Origin of the sequence: Micromonospora sp. WMMD754 (assembly GCF_049315235.1) — a bacterium.
Lineage (GTDB): Bacteria > Actinomycetota > Actinomycetes > Mycobacteriales > Micromonosporaceae > Micromonospora > Micromonospora sediminicola.
The window spans coordinates 6,104,333-6,123,573 of the sequence record NZ_CP186058.1; the positions used below are offsets into that span (position 1 = coordinate 6,104,333).

A 19,241-nucleotide genomic window follows, 5' to 3' on the forward strand; every position below is an offset into this window, starting at 1 on the left:
TCAGGTCAGCGGCGCGTACCACCGGGCGCCGCTGACCCGGATCCGGGTGGACCGCCGCCGGTTCCACTCCACCCGCATGCCGTGCCGGTGGAGCACCGGGAACACCTCCCCGTCCAGGAGCCGTTCCAGGTCCGCCTGGTAGCGGGCCCGCTGGTCGGCCTCGCTGAGAGCGTCGTAGGCGGCCTCGTCGAAGTCGGCCGGCGGGTAGACGCCGTAGCCGAGGTAGACCCCGCCGTCCTCGCTCGCGAGCAACGCCTCCGTGTCCTGCTGGTGGAACCAGAGGTAGCCCCGCCAGTGGCGCGAGTCGTCCCGCTCGTCGTGGATCTCGGCCGCCGCGCAGGTGCCGCAGCAGCTGAAGTTTTCTCGGGCCAGCACGCCGATCCCGTTCAGCTCGGCGAAGGCGCGGGTCAGGTTGCCGCGCACCTCGCCCCAACCGCGCTGCTGCTCCCGCCGCGCGGTCACCGCCCGCTCGAAGGCGGCCCGCAGCTCGTCGTCGGTGGCGCCGTGCCGCTCGTCGTCGTCGTCGAAGAAGTCCACGAAGTCGTCCGGGTCGACCTCGCCGCGGACCACCCGGCCCCAGATCTCGGCCTCGATCTCGCCGCGGCCGGGCTCGCCGATCCGCTCGGTCAGGAAGGCCACGCCCGCCGGGCGCTCGTTGTAGATCCATCCGGTCACGGCGACGATCGTTCCACGCGCCTCCGACAGACCGCCGCTTCCCAGGCGTCAGGTCCTCGGGGACGGGTGGTGGTTCGGCGCGGCGGGCGGCGCCGGGGTGCGCAGGATGTCACGGGCCTGCTCGGCGGCACGGGTGATGCTCTCGCTGATGAAGTCCATGAAGCGGGCGATGTTCTCCAGCCGGGCGGCGGCCGCGGTGCCGGGCCCCAGGACGACGACGCCCTGGCGGGCGATCTCGACGAGCTGCTGGTTGGCCCGGGCGCTGGCGATCGTCGCCTGGTAGAACAGCTCGTCGTCCACCGTGTACCGGTCGCGGCGGCGTTCGTCGCGTTGCCGGCGCACGAGGCTCTGGCTCTCCAGGAAGGCGATCGCCTTGGAGATGGACGCCGGGCTGACCCCGAGACGCTGGGCGAGCCGGGACGCGGTCAGACTGCCCGGATCGGTGGTGAACAGGCAGGTGAGCACCCGCGCCGCCATCCGGGGCAGGCCGGAGGCCATCAGCACGGTGGTGAGCGTCTCCTCGTACTCGGCCAGGGCCTCGACGTCGCGGCCCGACGGTCGCGGCGTCGGCGCGGCGGCGGGTCGACGCCGGCGGGCGCGCAGCTCGGCGGAGCGGTGCGCCAACCCCGGACGGTAGGCGGTGGGACCGCCGTTGCGCATCACCTCACGAGTGACGGTCGACGTCGGGCGGTCGAGGCGTCGGGCGATCTCGGCGTAGGGCAGGCTGTCCGCCAGCCCCGCTGCGATCTGCTGACGGTCCTGCTGCGTGAGCCTGCCTCCCGGCATCGCGTTCCCCCTCGGCGCTGACGCGTGGTCCGGCCCCGACGATAGCGTTCACCTCTGCCCATTGCAACGATCTGATGGCCCGAGCGTTGCATTGCGTTTGAGCCTATTGCAACGATTAATCGGCTCTGAGCTGTATGTATTGGCACTCAACGCAACACAGTCGTTGCCCGGATACTGAAGGCAACGTAGCGTTTCTCATATCGGAAAACACCTGTGACACCGGGAGAACGCGATGCGCACCTTCGACACCCCCACCCCGATCACCGCCGTCCTGACCGTCCCCGCCGGTCGGGTCCAACTCGTCGCCGCCGACCGGCCCGACACCACCGTCGACATCCGTGCCGCCGACCCGGCCAACGACCGCGACGTGCGAGCCGCCGAACGGACCACCGCCGACTACGCGAACGGGATCCTGCGGATCGACAGCTCGTCGGTGGCGAACCGGCTCCTGGGCCCCACCGGCGCCGTGGAGGTCACCGTCCAACTGCCCGCCGGGTCGCGGGTCGACGCCACCTGCTCGGGCGCCGAGTTCCGCGGCGTCGGCCGCCTCGGCGACATCGCCGTGACCGGCGCATACCGGCAGATCAAGATCGACGAGGCGGCCGGCCTGCGGCTCGACGCACTCGACGGCGACGTCGAGATCGGCCGGCTGGACGGCCCCGGCGAGGTCAGCACCGGCCGGGGCGACATCCGCGTCGCCGAGGCACGGCGCGGCACGCTCGTGCTGCGTACCGGGTCGGGCGACATCACCGTGGGCGCCGCCGACGGCGTCTCCGCCGCCCTGGACGCCGACACCGGACACGGCCGGATCGGCAACGCCCTGCGCAACGACGGTCGCACCGAACTCGACATCCGCGCCACCACCGGCCGGGGCGACATCAACGCCCGCAGCAACTGACCGCCCGACGAACGAACCGACGAGGAGACGACCATGACGGCACCCCGCACCCCTTCCCTTCCCCGCTGGACCGGCACGGTGGCGGTTGACGACACCGCCCTGGCCGCCACCGACACCGGCGGGTCCGGCGTCCCGGTGGTCTACCTCAACGGGCAGTTCGCCACCCAGGGCTACTGGCGGCGCGTCGTGGCCGACCTCGGGCCCGGGTGGCGGCACATCACCTACGACGAGAGAGCGCGCGGCAGGTCGAAACGGTCGGCTGACTACTCGTTCGCAGCCGCCGTCCGGGACGTCGACGCCGTGCTCGCGCACCGGGGCGTGAAGCGGGCGGTGGTGGTGGGCTGGTCCTACGGCGCGGTCGTCGCGGCACACTGGGTCAGCCGGAACCCGGACCGCGCCATCGGCGCCGTGATGGTCGACGGGGCGTTCCCGTACGACTGGCTCGACGACGCGATGGAGCAGCGGATCCGCACGCTGTTCAAGCGGATGAGCTGGTTCACGCCGCTGCTGCGCCCGACCGGACTCACCCCGCGGATGAGCGCGGCGCAGCAGGCGGAGAGCAACATCGAACTCGGCCGACTCTCCCGGGAGCGCGAGCTGGGCCCGGTGCTGGACTCCGTCACCGTGCCGACCCGGTACGTGGTCGCCTCCGGCACGTCCCTCGGCAGTCGGGGCGACGAGCAGGAACGCATCCGCACCGCACTCGACGCGGTGACCGCGCGCAACCCGCGGATCCGGATCGCCGCGAAGGTCGCCAGCAACCACGGCGCGTTGCTCCGCAAGGATGCGCCGGCCATCGCCGCGGCCGTACGGGAGGTCACCGCGCTCGACCGCGAGCGGCCGGCGCGGTGACGACACGGTCGGCCGGGGCGCGCGGGCGCCCCGGCCGCCCGGCGCCGTCGTACCGTGGATCGATGACGGGCATCGTGGCGACCATCCGGCGGACCTGCCTGGCTCTGCCCGAGGTGACGGAGCGGCTCAGTCACGGCACCCCCAGCTGGTTCGTCCGCGGCCGGACGTCGTTCGCCACGGTCTGGCCCGACGGCCACCACCGGGACGAGTTCCCGCACCTGTGGTGCGCCGCGCCGGCCGGGGCGGCCGTCGAGCTGGTCGCGGTCGACCCGCGCACGTTCTTCCGTCCGCCCTACGTCGGGCACCGCGGCTGGATCGGCGTACGCCTCGACACCGGCATCGGCGAGGCCGAGCTGGCCGAGATCGTCCGGGACGGCTACCTGTCGGTGGCGCCGCCCGCCCTGCGGGCCCGGCTCGATCAACCCTGACCTGCATCGATACGCTGAGTCACCATCGCGACACACCTCTGGCCCGCCGTCGGCACCCGGGTGAACACTGCGCCCATGGAGAACGGCGAGCGTGAGCGCACCAACGAACGTTTCGAGAAGGTGGCCGGCGAGACCTCCGAGACCGTCACCCACGCGGCCTCGGTGCTGGAGGAGGAACTCGCGGCGGGGCTGGCCGGCGCCCGGCGGCTCGAGGAGAAGCTGAGCGCGGACCGCAGGGTGGACCCGGAGGCGTTCGACGAACTCGTCGCGCGGGTCCGCACCGACGGGCACGCACTCATCGACACCGTGGTCGCGCAACTGAAGATGTCCGACGACCAGCGCGGCGAGGTCGTCCGCCGCTACACCTCGGACGCGCACGACGCGCTGGACACCGTCCTCAATCTCGCGCGGCTGGCCCCGGACGTGGCCAACGGGCTCGCGGACCGGCTGGCGACGCCGGCCCCGCGCAGCCGGCCGCGGTCGGAGAAGTAGCCGGGCGATGGCGCCGACCACCGGGGTGGCCGGCGGGCACGTGGAACGGGTGCTGGAGCGCTATCGCGGGCTCGCCCTCGGCGCGCTGCTCGACGACCTGCCGTCGGGCGGTCCGCGATACCTCTACGACCTGGTCGCGGAGTATCCGCGCCGGTGGGGCAAGGGGCTGCGGGCCGCGCTCTGCCTCGCCACGTGCCGGGCGTTCGGCGGCGCGGAGGCGGTGGGGCTCAACGCCGCCGTCACCGTGGAACTGTTCCACAACGCCTTCCTCATCCACGACGACATCCAGGACGAGAGCGAGCAGCGGCGCGGGGCGGCGACCCTGCACGCCGAGTACGGCGTCGGCGTGGCCCTCAACGTGGGCAACATGACCAACCTGCTGGCGTTGCAGCGGCTCGCCGCGAACCGGGCGGCGCTCGGTTCCGGGATCGCCTGGCGGCTGTTCGAGGAGACCGAGCTCATGCTGCGCCACTCCCTGGAGGGGCAGGCGATCGAGATCGGCTGGATCCGCGACAACGTGTCCGACCTGGACGCGGACGACTACTACCGGATGTGCCTGAAGAAGACGTCCTGGTACACGTGCATCTACCCGTGCCGGGCCGGGATCCTCGTCGCCACCGGCCGGCAGAACGCGGTCGACGTGCTGGACCGCTACGGGTGGTACCTGGGCGCGGCGTTCCAGATCCAGGACGACGCGCTCAACCTCGTCGGCGACTACGCCCGCTACGGCAAGGAGATCGCCGGCGACCTCTGGGAGGGCAAGCGGACGCTCATCCTCATCGACTTCATGCGACGGTGCACCGCCGACGAACGCGTGCGGACGCTCGACTTCCTGAGCCGGCGGCGCGGGCAGCGCACCGCGTCCGAGGTGCGCTGGCTGCACGGGCGGCTGCTCGCGTACGACTGCGTGGAGTCGGCGCGGCGCAGCGCCCGGGACCTCGCGGAGGCCGCCCGGCGCGAGGGGCAGCGGGCGTTGGGAGCGGCGGCCGACACCGAGGACGGCCGCTTCCTGCTCGACCTGACGGACTACGTGGTCGAGCGCCACCGTTAGGGCGCGACCGGCCCGTCGACCGCCGTGCCACCGACCGTCAGCACCGCGAGCAGCGCCGGATGGTCGGTGGCCCCCCGCATGCCCACCGCCCGGTGGCAGCAGATCGTGACGCCACGGGTGGTCACGATCTGCTGCCGGGCGCCGTCGTCGACGCGCACGTGGTCCGGTGGCACGCACGACCGCACGTCCGGGGCGCCGCCCCGGCTCAGGTTGAGGTCGCCGCCGAGCACGGCCGACGCGTACCCGGCGCCCCGGCGGATCTCCGGCAGCACCGTGTCGAGCAGGTGGGCGCACTGGGCCAGCGCGACCGCGCCGCTGGTGTTCGCCAGGTGGGTCGTGCAGGCGTGCAACGCGTCCCCGACCCGCAGGCAGAGCCAGGCCCGCTCCTCGGGATCGGCGAGATCCTGCGTCGGGTGGATCCCACCGCGGACGTCGGGGCGGGCGTCGCGGGTGTCGAGCCGGGCGACCAGCCCGATGCCGAACGGCTGCCCGTTGCGGCAGCGGGTGACGGAGCGGCTGGGCCGGTCCCCGGCGGCCTGGAACGCCGACCGGACCGTCCCACGGGGATGGACGGCGGCGAGCGCGCGCTCCAGCACGGGCAGGTCGTCCCGGCAGATCTCGTTGACGGTGACCACGTCCGGCGTCTCGGCGGCGATCACCTCGACGGCCTCGGGCACGGCTCGGCCGGTGTAGCAGCCGGCGCGTCCGCTGTTGCACAGGTTCATCTGGAGCATCCGCAGCGTCGTCGGACCGGTCGCCCCGGCCGTCGACGAGCCGGCGGGCAGGGCGGCCACCACGAGCAGGCCCACGACGGCGAGCACCCGGCGGGCCCGCCGGGTGACGCGGGTGGGTGACGGCTCGGAAACGCGGAACTCCGGGGGTGGCGGACTCGGGCGGGGTGAGCCGTGATCCTATCGCCGGTCCGGGGCGCGTCGTCGCCGCCGCGCCCCGGACCGCGGTCAGCCGCCGGGGTGCAGCAGCACCTTGGTCCAGCCCTGGTCGCGCCGGTCGAAGTGCCCGTACGCCTCGGGCGCCTGGGCCAGCGGCAGTTCGTGGGAGACCAGGAACGATGGTCGCGCCCGGCCGGTGATGATGAGGTCGCGCAGTTGCCGGTTGTAGCGCATCACCGGGCACTGCCCGGTGCCCATCCGCTGGCCCTTGCTGAAGAAGGTGCCGTACTGCCAGCCGATGCGCCCCTGCTGCGCCTTCTTGTCGGGCGCGCCGGGGTCCTGCGGGACGTAGACGCCGACCACGCCGATCCCGCCGGTGGAGCGGACCACGTCGACGAGGTTGTCCAGCACCAGTTCGGGGTGCTCGTCGCCGGAGGGGTCGTGGGCCTGGAAGCCGACGGCCTCCACGCCGCAGTCGGCGCCGACGCCGTCGGTGGCGTCAATGATCTGCTGCACCGGGTCGCCGTCGGCGAAGTTGATCGGGATGCCGCCGATCTTCTCGGCCATGGCGAGGCGGTCGGGCTCCTTGTCCACCACGAAGACGCGGTCGGCGCCCTTGATCAGCGCGCTGTGCGCGGCCATCAGGCCGACCGGGCCGGCGCCGAAGACCGCGACCGTGTCGCCGGGGGCCTGCCCGGCGAGTTCGGTGCCGTGCCAGCCGGTCGGGAAGATGTCCGACAGCATGGTGAAGTCGTTCTCGTGCTCCGTGCCGGGCGGCAGGTGCAGCAGGTTGACGTCGGCGTACGGCACCCGCAGGTACTCGGCCTGGCCGCCGTCGTACGGGCCCATGTTGGCGTAGCCGTAGGCGGCGCCGTCCATCCCCTCGGTCGGGTTGGTGCGCAGGCAGAAGCTGGTCCAGCCGCGCACGCAGTTGCGGCAGGTGCCGCAGGCGATGTTGAACGGCACCGAGACGCGGTCGCCGACCCGGATCCGGGTGACGGCGTCGCCGACGGCCTCGACGACGCCCATGTTCTCGTGGCCGAGGATCTTGCCCTCCTCGACCGAGGTGCGTCCCTCGTACATGTGCAGGTCGGAGCCGCAGATGTTGGTGGTGGTGATGCGGATGACCGCGTCGGTCGGGGCCTGGACCGTGGGGTCGGGCCGGTCCTCGACGGCGACCTCGTGCGGGCCCCGGTACACGAGAGCCTTCATGGCGTACTCCTGGAGGATCGGTGGGTTCGCGGGCGTCCTCCTGTCACCTTTCCACCGTGTCGCCCCGGAAACCGTGGGTCGCGAAAAAGCTGCCGAATAGCGCGTTCGACCTCGACCCGATCGGGCGGTCGGGTTGGATCGGGTGATGGGTGCACGCCGCCCCGGGGTCGGGGTCGGGATGTTGCGGGGCCCGGGCAGCGGCCCGCACGCGACGTTCGCCGAACTGTTCTTCGACCTGGTCGTGGTGTTCGCGCTGACCCGGCTCGCGGCACAGGCGGTCCCCGGGCTGTCGGCGCCGGCGCCCGCGGACCGGTGGATGGCGGCGGCTCGGACGCTGCTGTTGTTCCTGCCCCTGACCTGGGCGTGGACCATCACGTCGTACGTGACGGCCCGGTTCGAACCCCGCCTCGTCGGGGTCCGCCTCGCGGTCGTGGTCAGCGCGTTCGGGCTGTTCATGATGGCCTCGGCCGTCCCCGCCGCGTTCGACGCCCGTGGCATGACCTTCGCCCTGTCGTACGTCCTGCTCCAGGTCGGCCGCACCGTGGGCTTCGGCCTCCTGCTGAGCGGCCTTCCGCTGCAACGCCTCTACTTCCGGTCCGGCGCCTGGTACTGCCTGAGCGCGATCCCCTGGTTGTGGGGCGCCACGGTGTCGGAGACCGCTCGCACCGTGCTCTGGACCGTCGCCATCGCCATCGACCTCGGCGCGGCCCGGCTCGGTTGGCCGCTTCCCCGACTCGGCCGCGGGCGGGCGGCGGCCTGGGAGACCGGGGGCGCGCATCTGAGCGACCGGTACCGGCAGTTCCTGATGATCGCGCTCGGGGAGGGTGTGATCTCCGTCGGCATCGCCTACACGAACGAGGGGACGCCGGAGGCGGCGCACACGTGCGGGGTGGTCGTGTCGTTCGTGACCACGGTGCTGCTGTGGCGGATCTACTTCTTCCGCTCCGGCGAGCTGCTCGGCGAGGCGGTGGACGCGGCCGACGACCGCGCCGCGTTCGGCCGCTCGGTGGCCTTCGCCCACACCGTCATGATCTTCGGCATCGTGGTGGTCGCGGTCGGCTACGGGCTGGTGCTGGACCACCCGTTCGCGCGGCCCTATCCGGTCTGGCTGGCGGTGGTGCTCGGCGGACCGATGATCTACCTGCTGGGCCGGGCCCGCCTGGAACGCCTCGTGTTCGACCGCGTGTCCCCGCGCCGGCTCCTCGGCGTGGCCTGCCTCGCCCTGCTGGCGGTGCCGGGTCACGCGGCCGGCCTGCTGGCCGCCTCGATCGGCGCGGCCCTGGTCCTGCTGCTCGTGGCGGTGCTCGACGCGCGCGCGGCGGTGCGCGTCCCGGAGGAGCACCCCACCCCCGCCCGCTGAGGGCGGAGCAGCGCAAGACATCGAGGCACACCTATTGACAAAGGTTGTTTCCGAATTCAGGCTCAGAGAGCGCTCTCTCCCGTCCCCGCCACCACCCGAGGTGTTCCTATGCGTCTCCGAAGAAGACTGCTCGCTGCCGCGTCCGCCCTGCTCGTCGGCGTGGCCGGTGGCCTGCCCCTCGCCCTGCCCGCGCACGCGGTCGGCCCGTCCCTGCTACCGGTCACGGTCACCAACACCACCGGACGCGCCGACGCGGTGCACCTCTACGTCATCGGCACCAACCTGACCACCGGCCGGCTCGGGTACGTCACCTCGGCCGGCACGTTCGTGCCCTGGACCGGCGGCCAGATCCCGCCGGCGCCCGCGCCCGACGTCTCCATCCCCGGCCCCGCCAACGGCGGCAGCACCACCATCCGGTTCCCGCGCGGATTCTCCGGTCGGGTCTACTTCGCCCTCGGGCAGAAGCTGACGTTCCTCCTCACCCCCGACGGGCTCGTCCAACCCGCCCCCTGGGCGGCCGGCGACGCCAACCGCGACGTCCTCTTCGACTGGAGCGAGTTCACCTACAACGACGCCGGCCTGTGGCTGAACAGCTCGCAGGTCGACATGTTCGCCGTGCCGCACGCGGTCACCGTGACCGGCGCCGGCGGCGTCACCCGCCGTACCGGCGACGTGGTGGCGAACGGACGCGACGCGGTCATCGACGGGATCCGGGCGCAGTCGGGCTGGGCCAACACCGTCCAGACCCGCTCGGACGGCACCGTGCTGCGCGTGCTGGCCCCGGGCAAGGCGGCCGGCGCCGGGCTGCTCAGCGCCACCTACCTGGACTCGTACATCGCCGCCGCGTGGAACGCGTACACCACGAGGACCCTGACCGTGGCGCCCTTCACCGACCAGCCGTCCGTCCGCTACTACGGCCGGACCTCCGGCACCACCATGACCTTCACCAACGGCGGCGGCCAGGTGGTCGCCTCGTTCCGCCGGCCCTCCTCGGCCAGCGTCTGGGGCTGCGACGGCGACCTGCCCGCGCCGAACGACCAGGTCGTCGGCCCGATCTCGCGGACGCTCTGCGCCGCGCTCAACCGCGGCACCCTCGGCACCGTCGACACCCAGCCCAGCACCGACGCGGCCGCCTTCTACCGCAACAGCCCGACCAACCAGTACGCCCGCCTGATCCACGCCAACATGGCCGACGGCAGGGCGTACGCGTTCGCCTTCGACGACGTCGGCGGCTTCGAGTCGCTGGTGCACGACGGTGATCCCCGTTCCGCCGGACTGATCCTCAGCCCGTTCGGGGCGGGCGGGACCGGCACCCCGACCAGCGCACTGGTCAGCAGCCTGAACGACAAGTGCGTCGACGTGCCCGGCTCGAACTTCGTCGACCGCGCCCCGCTGCAGATGTGGACCTGCAACAACACCAACGCGCAGCGGTGGACGTTCAGCGGCGCCGCCCTGCGCAGCCAGAACGGCAAGTGCATGGACGTCGACGGTGGCTCGACCGCCAACGGCGCCACGGTGCAGCTCTACACCTGCAACGGCACCGGCGCCCAGCAGTTCACCCTCACCGCCGCCGGCGACCTGGTCAACCCTCAGGCGAACAAGTGCGTCGACATCAAGGACCGCAACGCGGGCGACGGCGCGCGGCTGCAGCTGTGGGACTGCTCGGGCACCCCCAACCAGAAGTGGCGCCGGGGGTGAGCGCCGGCCGCCCGCACTACCGGACCTGACCCCTCGGGCCGGACGCGCCGAGCCGCCGGGACGTACGATCGATGAGGTTCGACGTGTCGGCGGCGGCGAAGGGCGGTTTCCGGGATGGGGCCGGACGAGCGGGAACGACTCTTCGACCGGGCGCGCGAGTGCTCGACCACGCCCGCGTCCTGGCCGGAGGCGGACCGGTTGTGGACCGACGTCGTCGCCGCCTACCGGGACGCGGTACGCGGTCCCGGTCGGGTGGATCCGCACGACCGGCGGCAACTGGCCCGGGCGCTCTGGCGACACGGCATGCTCCTGGCCGCGCGCGGCCGAGCGGCCGAGGGGCTGACGCCGGGCCGCGAGGCGGTCGCCCTCTTCGAGGAGCTGAACGACGCCGCCCGCGCCGCGACCGGCCCGCAGCGGGACGAGGCGCTGGCCGAGCTGATCACGGCGGTGCTGGACCTCGCCGAGACCGCCTACGCCGCCGGTCAGCCCACCCTGCGGATGGAGCTGCTCGACCGGGCGGTGCAGGTGGGGTTGCACACCGCCGGCCCGCCCCCGAACGCCGGACCCCGCACGCGCGAGGCGATGGGGACGGCGTACCACAACCAGGCGACCGCGTTGCTGGAGCGGGCCCGGACCGGCCGGTCGTCCGAGGCCGACGCCCGGGCGGCGGCGCTCGCCGCGTCGCGGGCCTGCGAGCTGCGGCAGCGCCTGCTCGACCCGAGCCGCCCGCTCAGCCTGTGGGAGATGGCCAACACCTACGGCATCTACGCCCAGTGCCTGGTCGCCATCGGTGACGTCGACCGCGCCCGGATGGTGCTCGATCTGGGCAACCGGTTCGCGGCGGTGCTCGGGCCGGCGGGTGAGCAACCGGCAGCCAAGCTGCGCGCCGCGGCCGAGATGCTCGCCCGACGGCAGGCGTCGTCCCGCGGCGGCCGCCGGCGGTTCAGTCCACCCTGGTGAGCAGCGGCTTGCCCTTCTCCACCACGTAGGTGGCCAGCTCGACCGCGATGCCGCGCCCGACGTTGCGGGCCTGGTGGTGCACGCCGTACCCGACGGTGAGGGCGTCACCCGCGTGGCACACCACCGGTGGCCGGCCGTCGAGCCGATACTCCAGCGACCCCTGGAGCACGTAGATGATCTCTTCACCGGGGTGGAAGTGCGTGAACGGCGGCGAGTCCGGCGTGAACTCCACCCGGGTCTGCACGACCTCACGCCCCGGCACGCTCAGGTCGTGGCGTTGCAGGTCGACGCGCCACAGTCCCGGCGCCGCCTCGACCGCGGCCGGACTGATGCCGTCCGGTCGAACCGTCCCACCCATCGTGCCCTCCCGACCGTGCCCCGCCGCGCCGACCGTCGTCCTGGTCGAACGATAGGCGGCCCGGGGCGGCCCGGGACGGGAACGACGGAACCGCCGGACGCTCCGTCAGTGCACGACCACGACCGCCGGCGCCGGCTCCAGGTCGGCCAGCCGGGCCGGTCGGACGACCAGCAGCAGCACCGCCAGCGCCGCCACCATGCCACCGGCCACTACCAGGGCCATCGCCACCGCGCCGGTGCCCAGCACGCCCACCAGCGGCGCGGCCACCGCACCCACGCCGAACTGCACGGCGCCGAGCAGGGCGGAGGCGGTGCCGGCCGCCTCGCCGTGCCGGGACAGCGCCAACGCCGGGGCGTTCGGCATCGCCAGACCCGCCGCCGCCAGCACCACCCACAACGACACCAGCAGGGCGGGCAGCCCACCGAGGCCGGTCGCCGCGAAGGCCACCAGGGCCAGCCCTGCCAGGGTCCCCACGCCCAGCGAGGCGACGAGGATCCGCTGCGGTGGGTAGCGGCGCAGCAGCCGAACGTTGTACTGGGTCGCGCCGATCAGGCCCACCGCGCCCGCCCCGAATGCCAGCCCGAACTGCTGCTCGTCGAGCCCGTACCCCTGTTGCAGGACGAACGACGAGCCGGCCACGTAGGCGAACAGCGCCGCCATGGCCAGGCCGGCGACCAGGACCAGGCCCACGAAGACACGGTCGCGCAGCAACGAGCCGTACAGGCCCACGGTGGCGACGACGCCGCCGCGACGACGGCGCGCGGGTGGCAGCGTCTCCGGCAGGCCGAGCGCGGCCACCGCGACGAGCAGCACGCCGAAGACGGCCAGGGTCACGAAGACGCCGCGCCAGTCCGTCCACCGCAGCACGCCACCGCCGAGGGTCGGGGCGAGAACCGGCGCCGCCCCCATCACCAGCAGCAGCCGGGAGAGCAGGGTGGCGAAGGCCCGGCCGCTGAACAGGTCCCGGACCACCGCCATCGCCACCACCGTGGTGGCGGCGACGCCGAGGCCCTGCACCACCCGCAGGACGCCGAGGACGGCGATGTCGGGCGCCACGACGCAGAGCGCCGACGCCACGACGTGCAGCGCCAGGCCGGCGACCAGCGGACCCCGCCGGCCGACGGCGTCCGAGAGCGGCCCGATCAGGAGCTGGCCGAGGGCGAGGCCGGCGAGCGTGCCGGTGAGCGTCAGCTGGACCGCCGCCGAGGAGGTCGCGAAGTCGGCGACGATCGCGGGCAGCGCGGGCAGGTACATGTCGATCGTCAGCGGACCGATCGCGATCAGCGAGCCGAGGACCAGCACGAGCCGCAGCCGCTGCCCCCGGCTCATCAGGTCACCGGGCGTGGAGGCGGGAGTCGTCCCGGCGGGGAGGACATCGGTCATCGGAGGACCTCCACCCGGTCAGGACACGACGAGGCGGAGGACGGTGCGACAGTCACACCTGGGTTCAAATCCTCGTCACCCGGGCTGATTCCCCCTCCGCCCAGAGGTAACGGGCGTCACACCCGGTGGAGCTGACAGCGCCGGCGCGGTTTCCGAGAACGCGCATCTCCGACGTGTCACAACGCCGTCACAACGGGTGATCGTCCCCCGTATCGATGGTTGCCTTTTCCTGTCCGGCGACATGGCTGCCGGCTAGTGAATGGAGCGGCGATGGGGCTCTTTGCTCGAACACGCGGGGTGACCCGCAGACTGACCGGCGTCACGGCGCTGGCGGTGCTGATCGCGGTGGGCGGATCCGCCGCGACGGCGAACGCGGCACCCTCGGCCACGAGCCTGAAGGCATGGCAGACGGAGATCACCGCCGTCCCGCACCCGTCGGCGAAGGGATGCTTCACCGCCGACTATCCCCGACTGGCGTGGCAGCGGGCCACCTGTGTTTCCGCGCCGGCGATCCCGATGACGCCCAAGCGCAGCATCCGCCCACTGGTGGTGGGCAACGGCAACGACATCTCCGCCCAGGCGCCGAGCGGGTTCATCTCCGAGTCGTCCGGCACGTTCGAGAACATCGTCAACGTGACGAGCGAGAGTTCGCCCATCGCCAACGCCGGGCCGCCCGTCGCGAACGCCTACACCCTCCAGATCAACACCGACTTCTTCGCCAGCACGGCCTGCGCCGGCTCGCCCAACGCCGGGTGCCGGGGCTGGCAGCAGTTCGTCTACGCCAACAACGGCTCCAGCGGCCAGGTGTTCATCCAGTACTGGCTCCTCCAGTACAACGCGGCCTGCCCGGCCGGCGGCTGGACCCAGTTCTCGTTCACCGGCGACCCCGACATCTACTGCTACCGCAACAGCCCGGGCGCGGCCGCCGTGCCCAACCAGCCGATCACCAACCTCGGGTCGCTGCGGTTGACCGGCACGGTGAACGCGACCAGTGACAGCGCCACCCTGTTCGTGGGCGCCACCGCCTACACCGCGGCGGGTTCCAACTCCGTCAACGCGGCGGCCGGCTGGACCACGTCCGAGTTCAACGTGTTCGGCTACGGCGGCAACAGCGACGGCGGAGGCGCGGCAACCTTCAACGCCGGCGCGTCGCTGAACGTCCGGACGAGGATCACCTACGGGGGCACCGCCGCCCCGATCTGCGTGGCCCAGGGCTTCACCGGCGAGACCAACAACCTGAACTTCGGCTCGCCCGCGCCGGCCGCCACCGCGCCCGGCCCGGCCGTGGTCTTCGTGGAGAACACCGCCGGCGGCGCGGCGACCAACTGCGCGGCGGCCTCCGTCATCGGCGACACCCACCAGCACACGTTCGCCGGCCTGCTGTACGACTTCCAGGCCTCCGGCGACTTCGTCGAGGCGCAGGCCGGCAGCGGCTTCGAGGTGCAGACCCGCAAGGCGTCCGGCGCGCCCACCTGGCCGAACGCCTCGGTCGACCGCTCGGTCGCCACGCGGATGGGCAGCACCAAGGTGGCGCTCTGCGACGGCAAGAGCCTCGTCGTGGACGGCCGGACCAGGGACCTCCCGTCCGACGGCGCGCTGCATCTGCCCTCGGGCGTGGACATCCACCGGATCGGCAACGTGTACGTGGTGACCGACTCCAGCGGCAACAGCATCCGGGTGACGGTCAACAGCGGCTACATCGACGTGGCGGTCGGCCTCGGCACGTACCCGACCCCGGTGGTCGGTCTGCTGGGCAACCCCGACGGCGATCCGAAGCGCCTCGCCGCCAAGGACGGCACCCAGTTCGCCGTCCCGCTCTCCTTCGAGGACCTCTACCAGCGCTTCGGCGCGAGTTGGCGGGTCGCCCCGATCCGGACCCTGCTGGCGCCCTGCGGCGCGGTCGCCTCCGGCAATCCGTCCGCACCGTTCTTCGCCCGGGACCTCGACGAGGAGCTCCGCAAGCGGGCCGAGGCCACCTGCCTCCAGTACAAGGTGCGGCAGGAGTGGCTCGACGCCTGCACCCTGGACGTCGCGGTGGTCGGCGGCCGGGCCGCCCTGACGTACGTCGGTCTGGTGCCGCCGGTCGTCGACGGCAACCGGTGACAGTGACGCCGGGAGCGGTCCGCACGCGACGGTCCGCTCCCGGCGCCCTCCAGGAGGTCGGTGATCGTCCCGTCCCCGCCGGTCGGCTCAGACGATCCGGAGGTTGGCCATCATGCCCATCGCGCTGTGGTCGACCATGTGGCAGTGGTACGGGTAGACGCCGCGCCAGGTGTCGAAGGTGGCCTGGAGCCGGACGCTCTGCCCGGGCCAGACGATCACGGTGTCCTTCAGGCCGGACTCGGTGGGGTCGGCCGGCGCGCCGTTGCGGTCGAGCACCCGGAACTGCACCAGGTGCAGGTGGAAGTTGTGCGGCATGAGGGTGTTGGCGTTCGTCACCGTCCACTCCTCGGTGCTGCCCCAGGCCACGGTCGTGTCGATCCGGGCCGGGTCGAAGACCTTCCCGTCGATGTACGCCCGGTGCCCGCCGGACCCCGCCTCGTCCATCCGCAGCTCGATGCTGCGGCGCACGGTCGGCGTCGGCGGCGCCGGCAGGGTACGCAGCCGCTGCGGCACCGAGGTGCGGTCCCGTCCCCGCGCCGGTACGACGTCGAAGCGCATCACCTGGCCCACCTGCTCGGCCGGGCCCGGCCCCAGCATGTTCTGCAGCACCACCGAGGTGCCCGGCTGGTAGCGGGCGAAGTCGACCACCACGTCGAGCCGCTCGCCGGGCGAGAACAGCAGGTACGGCATGGTCACCGGCGCCTCCAGCAGCCCGCCGTCGGAGCCGATCACGGTGATGTCCCCGCCGTCGGCCAGGCGGAGCAGGAAGAACCGCAGGTTGCTGGCGTTGACCAGGCGGAAGCGGTATCGCCGGGCCTGCACCTCGAAGCGCGGCCACGGTCGCCCGTTGACCAACAGGGTGGTCCGGTTGTCGGCGTCGTCCATGGTCCAGACCAGCTGGGCGTTCGCGTCCAGATGGGCGTCGCGCAGCACCAGCGGCACGTCGAACTGGCCGGCGGGCAGCGGAAGCGCCGCCTCGGTGCGGTCGGTGAGCAGGTAGAGGCTGGACAGGCCCCGGTAGAGGTGCTCGGCCTCCATGTGGTGGGTGTGGTCGTGCATCCAGAGCGTGGCGTGCGGCTGCCGGTTCGGATAGGTGTAGACGCGCTCGCCGCCGGGCGGGATCGTGGCGTCGCCCGAGCCGTCGTCGCCGGGGGCGGTGGCGCCGCCGTGCAGGTGCACCGCCGTGGGCATGGCGAGCCGGTTGCGCTGGCGTACCACCACCCGGCGGCCGGACCGGGCGCGGATGGTCGGGCCGGGCAGGTCGCCGTTGTAGGTGAGGACCTCGGTGCGGGTGCCCGGCACGATCTCCAGTCGCCTCCGGTGCATGGTGACCGAGTAGTAGTCCGTGGTGGCGGTCCGCAGCACGGGACGCAGCGTCTGCGGCACGGTCAGCGGGACGGTGAACGGCGTGACGGGCGTGGCGGTCGGCGCGGCGACCTCCGCCGTGGCGGGGGTCGCGGCCAGCTGTCCGGCGAGGCCGGCCAGGCCGCCGGTCGCCCCGACGATGCCCGACGCCGCGCCGAGGCGCAGCAGTTGACGACGAGTCGACACGGCAGTTCCTTCCACCGACGGTGAGTGTGAGAGATCCGGCAGCCGCCACCGGGCGGTCGTCGCAGGCCGATGATGCCGGGTGTCCCGACGCCGGAGGACCCCTATCGACCGCACAATCGACCCGGCATTCCCCCTGTCCGGAGGCGTCGGAGCAGGTGTGGCGGGGTAGGTACGGTCGGTATGGCCGACGCTGCGCTGCTGGACCTCGACGCCGACTACCAGGTACGTGACGGATACGACGACGATCCGGTGCTGCTGCTGCCCGACGGCCGCCCGGTGGAGACCTGGCGCGACGGCTACCCCTACGACGAGCGTCTCGACCGGGAGGCGTACGACCGGGAGAAGCGCCTGCTGCAGATCGAGCTGCTCAAGCTCCAGGACTGGGTGAAGGACACCGGCGAGCGGATGGTGATCCTCTTCGAGGGCCGCGACGCCGCCGGCAAGGGCGGCACGATCAAACGCTTCATGGAGCACCTCAACCCGCGGGGCGCCGGTGTCGTCGCCCTGGAGAAGCCGGACGAGCGGGAGGCCGGCCAGTGGTACTTCCAGCGTTGGCTGGCGCACCTGCCGGCGGCCGGGGAGATCGTGCTGTTCGACCGGTCCTGGTACAACCGGGCCGGCGTGGAGCGGGTGATGGGCTTCTGCTCCCGCAAGGAGTACCTGGAGTTCCTGCGGCAGGCCCCGGACCTGGAGCGGATGCTGGTCCGCTCCGGCATCCGGCTGGTCAAGTTCTGGTTCTCGGTCTCCCGCAACGAGCAACGCACCCGCTTCGTCATCCGCAAGGTCGACCCGGTACGCCAGTGGAAGCTCTCCCCGATGGACCTCGCCTCGCTGGACCGCTGGGACGACTACACCGAGGCCAAGGAGGCGATGTTCTTCTGGACCGACACCGCCGACGCCCCGTGGACCGTGGTGAAGAGCAACGACAAGAAGCGGGCCCGGCTGGAGGCGATGCGCCACGTGCTGCACCGCTTCGACTACACCGGCAAGGACGCCTCGGTCGTCGGCGTACCCGATCCGCGGATCATCGGGCCCGCGGGCCTCGACCTCGACCCGGAGGACCAGCCGGTGCCGATCTTCCCCCGCCCCTGACCGCCGTGCGGGCGGCGCGGTGGCCACCTGGGACGACAGCTCGGGGCTGATCAGTTCGGTGTCCGGGCGCGGCCAGGTCGCCAGGTGCACCGACTCCGCGGCCGACCCGTCCCCCGGGGCGGACGACCTGCTGCCACACCTCCTCGGTGAGAAACGGGATGAACGGGGCGAGCAGCCGCCCGGCCCGGGCCGTGTCGTAGTTCTCCATCCGGATCAGCGCGAAGTGCACGACCCAGGCGTGCCGGACTCCACCCCGCAAGCCCATCGCCGCGCCGCGCCGGCACTCCTGGCGCAACGGCGCGACCGTCGCGCCAGTACCGGGGCCCCCGGTTCTGCCGCGGGTCCCGCCCGGGCGGGACCCGCGGTGACAGGTGACCCGGCCGACGCGGGGCGCTCCGGGTCACCTGTTCCGGGCGGTGACCAACTCGGTACGGCGGCGGTGTCGCCAGTACATCTGCCGGTACACGCCGTCGGGGAACTCCGGCTGCCACGGCTTCACCGGGCCGGCGAAGTGGATGACGGACGCGTCGGTGACGTTCCCGCCGACGCGCGGATCGAGTCGCCACGCCATCATGTGGTTCCAGCGCTTGGGCATCCGTGTCCACCGCCCGTAGACGGCGTGGTTGAGGGCGTCCTGGTCCGGGAAGCGCGACTCGTCCGCGTGGCGGGCGACGTAGTCGAGCGCCTTGGCGGTGACATCGAGCGCCTTCCACCGCGGCACGTCGATGAGCAGCACTCCGGAGTTCAGGTACGGGGCCTGGGCGTCGAGGTCGTGGTACCGGCCGTAGATGCCCGGCAGGCCGCCGGTGTCGATGAGCCGGCGGGTGAACGCGTCCCGGACCGCGCCCAGTGGCGCGCCGGCCAGGTCGAGGTCACGCAGTTCCGCGAGCGAGCCGGTGCAGAGCACGTCCGAGTCGAGATAGACGAGGCGGTGGACGTCCGGCGGCAGGGCGTGCGGGATCAGCAGCCGCAGGTACATGGCGGCCGACAGGTAGCTCAGGTGGGGTTCGCGGGAGCCGGGCAGGCGGATCGGGGGTGGGTCCACCGTCAGGAAGGAGACGGTGGCGTGCCCGGCCGCCCGGGTCAGGGCGGCCCGGCTCCGCTCGGTGACGTCGTCGCCCGCGGCGAACCAGAACCGCAACGGTTCGGCCGGCATGTGGGCGACCACAGTGGACACAACGACGGCGGCGTGGGGGGCGTAGGTGGCATCGAAGGCCAGTGCGCAGTCCAGAACTACCTCCTTCGTCGAACATGGACGCACGCCAATTTACAACGATGCAGAAGGGGATGACAACCAACCCGGTCACCGGCCCGCACACCTCGACGTGGCCGCTTCCGCCCCGCCCGTCCGGGAGTGAGATGCACCGTTCGTCCCTCCGGGCGATGTTCGCCCCGACCTCCCGGGCCGGCGGCCGACGCGGGATGCGTCGGCGGCCCTGTGGTGCGTACAGT

At 72.7% G+C, this 19,241-nt stretch carries 18 protein-coding genes; 10 read left to right on the forward strand and 8 right to left on the reverse strand.

What is annotated here, in order from left to right:
* Positions 1 to 675 carry a DUF6891 domain-containing protein gene (locus ACN27B_RS28615; protein ID WP_422742281.1) on the reverse strand — a complete coding sequence of 225 codons (675 nt, stop codon included), beginning with the start codon at positions 673 to 675 and terminating at the stop codon, positions 1 to 3.
* A gap of 48 nt (positions 676 to 723) precedes the next feature.
* A complete protein-coding gene (locus tag ACN27B_RS28620) occupies positions 724 to 1,461 on the reverse strand; it encodes a helix-turn-helix domain-containing protein (RefSeq protein ID WP_422742283.1) in 738 nt (245 codons plus the stop codon).
* 232 nt (positions 1,462 to 1,693) lie between these two features.
* Between ACN27B_RS28620 and ACN27B_RS28625 the strand changes: the two genes are divergently transcribed.
* From ACN27B_RS28625 to ACN27B_RS28645, 5 genes are all read left to right on the forward strand, one after another.
* The gene (locus ACN27B_RS28625; RefSeq protein ID WP_099160378.1) at positions 1,694 to 2,359 is read left to right on the forward strand and encodes a DUF4097 family beta strand repeat-containing protein; all 666 of its coding nucleotides are present in this window, start codon (positions 1,694 to 1,696) and stop codon (positions 2,357 to 2,359) included.
* A gap of 33 nt (positions 2,360 to 2,392) precedes the next feature.
* Positions 2,393 to 3,211 carry an alpha/beta hydrolase gene (locus ACN27B_RS28630; RefSeq protein ID WP_099160376.1) on the forward strand — a complete coding sequence of 273 codons (819 nt, stop codon included), beginning with the start codon at positions 2,393 to 2,395 and terminating at the stop codon, positions 3,209 to 3,211.
* A 62-nt stretch (positions 3,212 to 3,273) separates the two neighbouring features.
* On the forward strand, positions 3,274 to 3,639 hold the full coding sequence (locus ACN27B_RS28635; protein ID WP_422742286.1) for an MmcQ/YjbR family DNA-binding protein: 366 nt from the start codon (positions 3,274 to 3,276) through the stop codon (positions 3,637 to 3,639).
* Between the two features lie 75 nt (positions 3,640 to 3,714).
* A complete protein-coding gene (locus tag ACN27B_RS28640) occupies positions 3,715 to 4,131 on the forward strand; it encodes a hypothetical protein (RefSeq protein WP_396821401.1) in 417 nt (138 codons plus the stop codon).
* Between the two features lie 7 nt (positions 4,132 to 4,138).
* Positions 4,139 to 5,182 carry a polyprenyl synthetase family protein gene (locus ACN27B_RS28645; protein WP_099160370.1) on the forward strand — a complete coding sequence of 348 codons (1,044 nt, stop codon included), beginning with the start codon at positions 4,139 to 4,141 and terminating at the stop codon, positions 5,180 to 5,182.
* On the opposite strand, the gene ACN27B_RS28650 is transcribed toward ACN27B_RS28645, so the two are convergent.
* Positions 5,179 to 6,003 carry an endonuclease/exonuclease/phosphatase family protein gene (locus ACN27B_RS28650; RefSeq protein WP_422742288.1) on the reverse strand — a complete coding sequence of 275 codons (825 nt, stop codon included), beginning with the start codon at positions 6,001 to 6,003 and terminating at the stop codon, positions 5,179 to 5,181. The two genes, ACN27B_RS28645 and ACN27B_RS28650, sit on opposite strands and share 4 nt — an antisense overlap.
* Before the next feature lie 138 nt (positions 6,004 to 6,141).
* Positions 6,142 to 7,284: a glutathione-independent formaldehyde dehydrogenase gene (locus ACN27B_RS28655; RefSeq protein ID WP_422742290.1), complete on the reverse strand. Its 1,143-nt coding sequence runs from the start codon at positions 7,282 to 7,284 to the stop codon at positions 6,142 to 6,144.
* A gap of 145 nt (positions 7,285 to 7,429) precedes the next feature.
* Between ACN27B_RS28655 and ACN27B_RS28660 the strand changes: the two genes are divergently transcribed.
* The 3 genes from ACN27B_RS28660 (at position 7,430) to ACN27B_RS28670 (ending at position 11,302) form a co-directional block, all read left to right on the forward strand.
* The gene (locus tag ACN27B_RS28660) at positions 7,430 to 8,644 is read left to right on the forward strand and encodes a low temperature requirement protein A (RefSeq protein WP_099160364.1); all 1,215 of its coding nucleotides are present in this window, start codon (positions 7,430 to 7,432) and stop codon (positions 8,642 to 8,644) included.
* A gap of 108 nt (positions 8,645 to 8,752) precedes the next feature.
* Positions 8,753 to 10,342, forward strand: coding sequence for a beta-1,3-glucanase family protein (locus ACN27B_RS28665; protein ID WP_422742294.1), 1,590 nt, complete (start codon positions 8,753 to 8,755; stop codon positions 10,340 to 10,342).
* Positions 10,343 to 10,456: 114 nt separating this feature from the next.
* Positions 10,457 to 11,302, forward strand: coding sequence for a hypothetical protein (locus ACN27B_RS28670; RefSeq protein ID WP_099160360.1), 846 nt, complete (start codon positions 10,457 to 10,459; stop codon positions 11,300 to 11,302).
* On the opposite strand, the gene ACN27B_RS28675 is transcribed toward ACN27B_RS28670, so the two are convergent.
* The gene (locus tag ACN27B_RS28675; protein WP_099160358.1) at positions 11,286 to 11,660 is read right to left on the reverse strand and encodes a cupin domain-containing protein; all 375 of its coding nucleotides are present in this window, start codon (positions 11,658 to 11,660) and stop codon (positions 11,286 to 11,288) included. The two genes, ACN27B_RS28670 and ACN27B_RS28675, sit on opposite strands and share 17 nt — an antisense overlap.
* Before the next feature lie 105 nt (positions 11,661 to 11,765).
* The gene (locus ACN27B_RS28680) at positions 11,766 to 12,989 is read right to left on the reverse strand and encodes a multidrug effflux MFS transporter (protein WP_422746091.1); all 1,224 of its coding nucleotides are present in this window, start codon (positions 12,987 to 12,989) and stop codon (positions 11,766 to 11,768) included.
* 351 nt (positions 12,990 to 13,340) lie between these two features.
* On the opposite strand from ACN27B_RS28680, the gene ACN27B_RS28685 reads away from it, so the two are divergent.
* Positions 13,341 to 15,146: a VWD domain-containing protein gene (locus ACN27B_RS28685; RefSeq protein ID WP_422742297.1), complete on the forward strand. Its 1,806-nt coding sequence runs from the start codon at positions 13,341 to 13,343 to the stop codon at positions 15,144 to 15,146.
* A gap of 87 nt (positions 15,147 to 15,233) precedes the next feature.
* Here the strand turns inward: ACN27B_RS28685 and ACN27B_RS28690 are convergent, their stop codons facing one another.
* Positions 15,234 to 16,697: a multicopper oxidase family protein gene (locus ACN27B_RS28690; RefSeq protein ID WP_099160352.1), complete on the reverse strand. Its 1,464-nt coding sequence runs from the start codon at positions 16,695 to 16,697 to the stop codon at positions 15,234 to 15,236.
* Positions 16,698 to 16,877: 180 nt separating this feature from the next.
* On the opposite strand from ACN27B_RS28690, the gene ppk2 reads away from it, so the two are divergent.
* Positions 16,878 to 17,789 (forward strand): polyphosphate kinase 2, encoded by a 912-nt coding sequence (ppk2, locus tag ACN27B_RS28695; protein ID WP_099160350.1) that lies wholly within the window; start codon positions 16,878 to 16,880, stop codon positions 17,787 to 17,789.
* A 400-nt stretch (positions 17,790 to 18,189) separates the two neighbouring features.
* On the opposite strand, the gene ACN27B_RS28700 is transcribed toward ppk2, so the two are convergent.
* On the reverse strand, positions 18,190 to 19,050 hold the full coding sequence (locus ACN27B_RS28700; RefSeq protein WP_422742301.1) for a glycosyltransferase family 8 protein: 861 nt from the start codon (positions 19,048 to 19,050) through the stop codon (positions 18,190 to 18,192).
* Between the last annotated feature and the right edge of the window lie 191 nt (positions 19,051 to 19,241).

Bases quoted from the DNA above. Each gene is read 5' to 3' on its own strand.
- ACN27B_RS28620 (WP_422742283.1), bottom strand. From the start codon at position 1,461: ATGCCGGGAGGCAGGCTCACGCAGCAGGACCGTCAGCAGATCGCAGCG.
- ACN27B_RS28625 (WP_099160378.1), top strand. From the start codon at position 1,694: ATGCGCACCTTCGACACCCCCACCCCGATCACCGCCGTCCTGACCGTC.
- ACN27B_RS28630 (WP_099160376.1), top strand. From the start codon at position 2,393: ATGACGGCACCCCGCACCCCTTCCCTTCCCCGCTGGACCGGCACGGTG.
- ACN27B_RS28635 (WP_422742286.1), top strand. From the start codon at position 3,274: ATGACGGGCATCGTGGCGACCATCCGGCGGACCTGCCTGGCTCTGCCC.
- ACN27B_RS28640 (WP_396821401.1), top strand. From the start codon at position 3,715: ATGGAGAACGGCGAGCGTGAGCGCACCAACGAACGTTTCGAGAAGGTG.
- ACN27B_RS28645 (WP_099160370.1), top strand. From the start codon at position 4,139: ATGGCGCCGACCACCGGGGTGGCCGGCGGGCACGTGGAACGGGTGCTG.
- ACN27B_RS28655 (WP_422742290.1), bottom strand. From the start codon at position 7,284: ATGAAGGCTCTCGTGTACCGGGGCCCGCACGAGGTCGCCGTCGAGGAC.
- ACN27B_RS28660 (WP_099160364.1), top strand. From the start codon at position 7,430: ATGGGTGCACGCCGCCCCGGGGTCGGGGTCGGGATGTTGCGGGGCCCG.
- ACN27B_RS28665 (WP_422742294.1), top strand. From the start codon at position 8,753: ATGCGTCTCCGAAGAAGACTGCTCGCTGCCGCGTCCGCCCTGCTCGTC.
- ACN27B_RS28670 (WP_099160360.1), top strand. From the start codon at position 10,457: ATGGGGCCGGACGAGCGGGAACGACTCTTCGACCGGGCGCGCGAGTGC.
- ACN27B_RS28675 (WP_099160358.1), bottom strand. From the start codon at position 11,660: ATGGGTGGGACGGTTCGACCGGACGGCATCAGTCCGGCCGCGGTCGAG.
- ACN27B_RS28680 (WP_422746091.1), bottom strand. From the start codon at position 12,989: ATGAGCCGGGGGCAGCGGCTGCGGCTCGTGCTGGTCCTCGGCTCGCTG.
- ppk2 (WP_099160350.1), top strand. From the start codon at position 16,878: ATGGCCGACGCTGCGCTGCTGGACCTCGACGCCGACTACCAGGTACGT.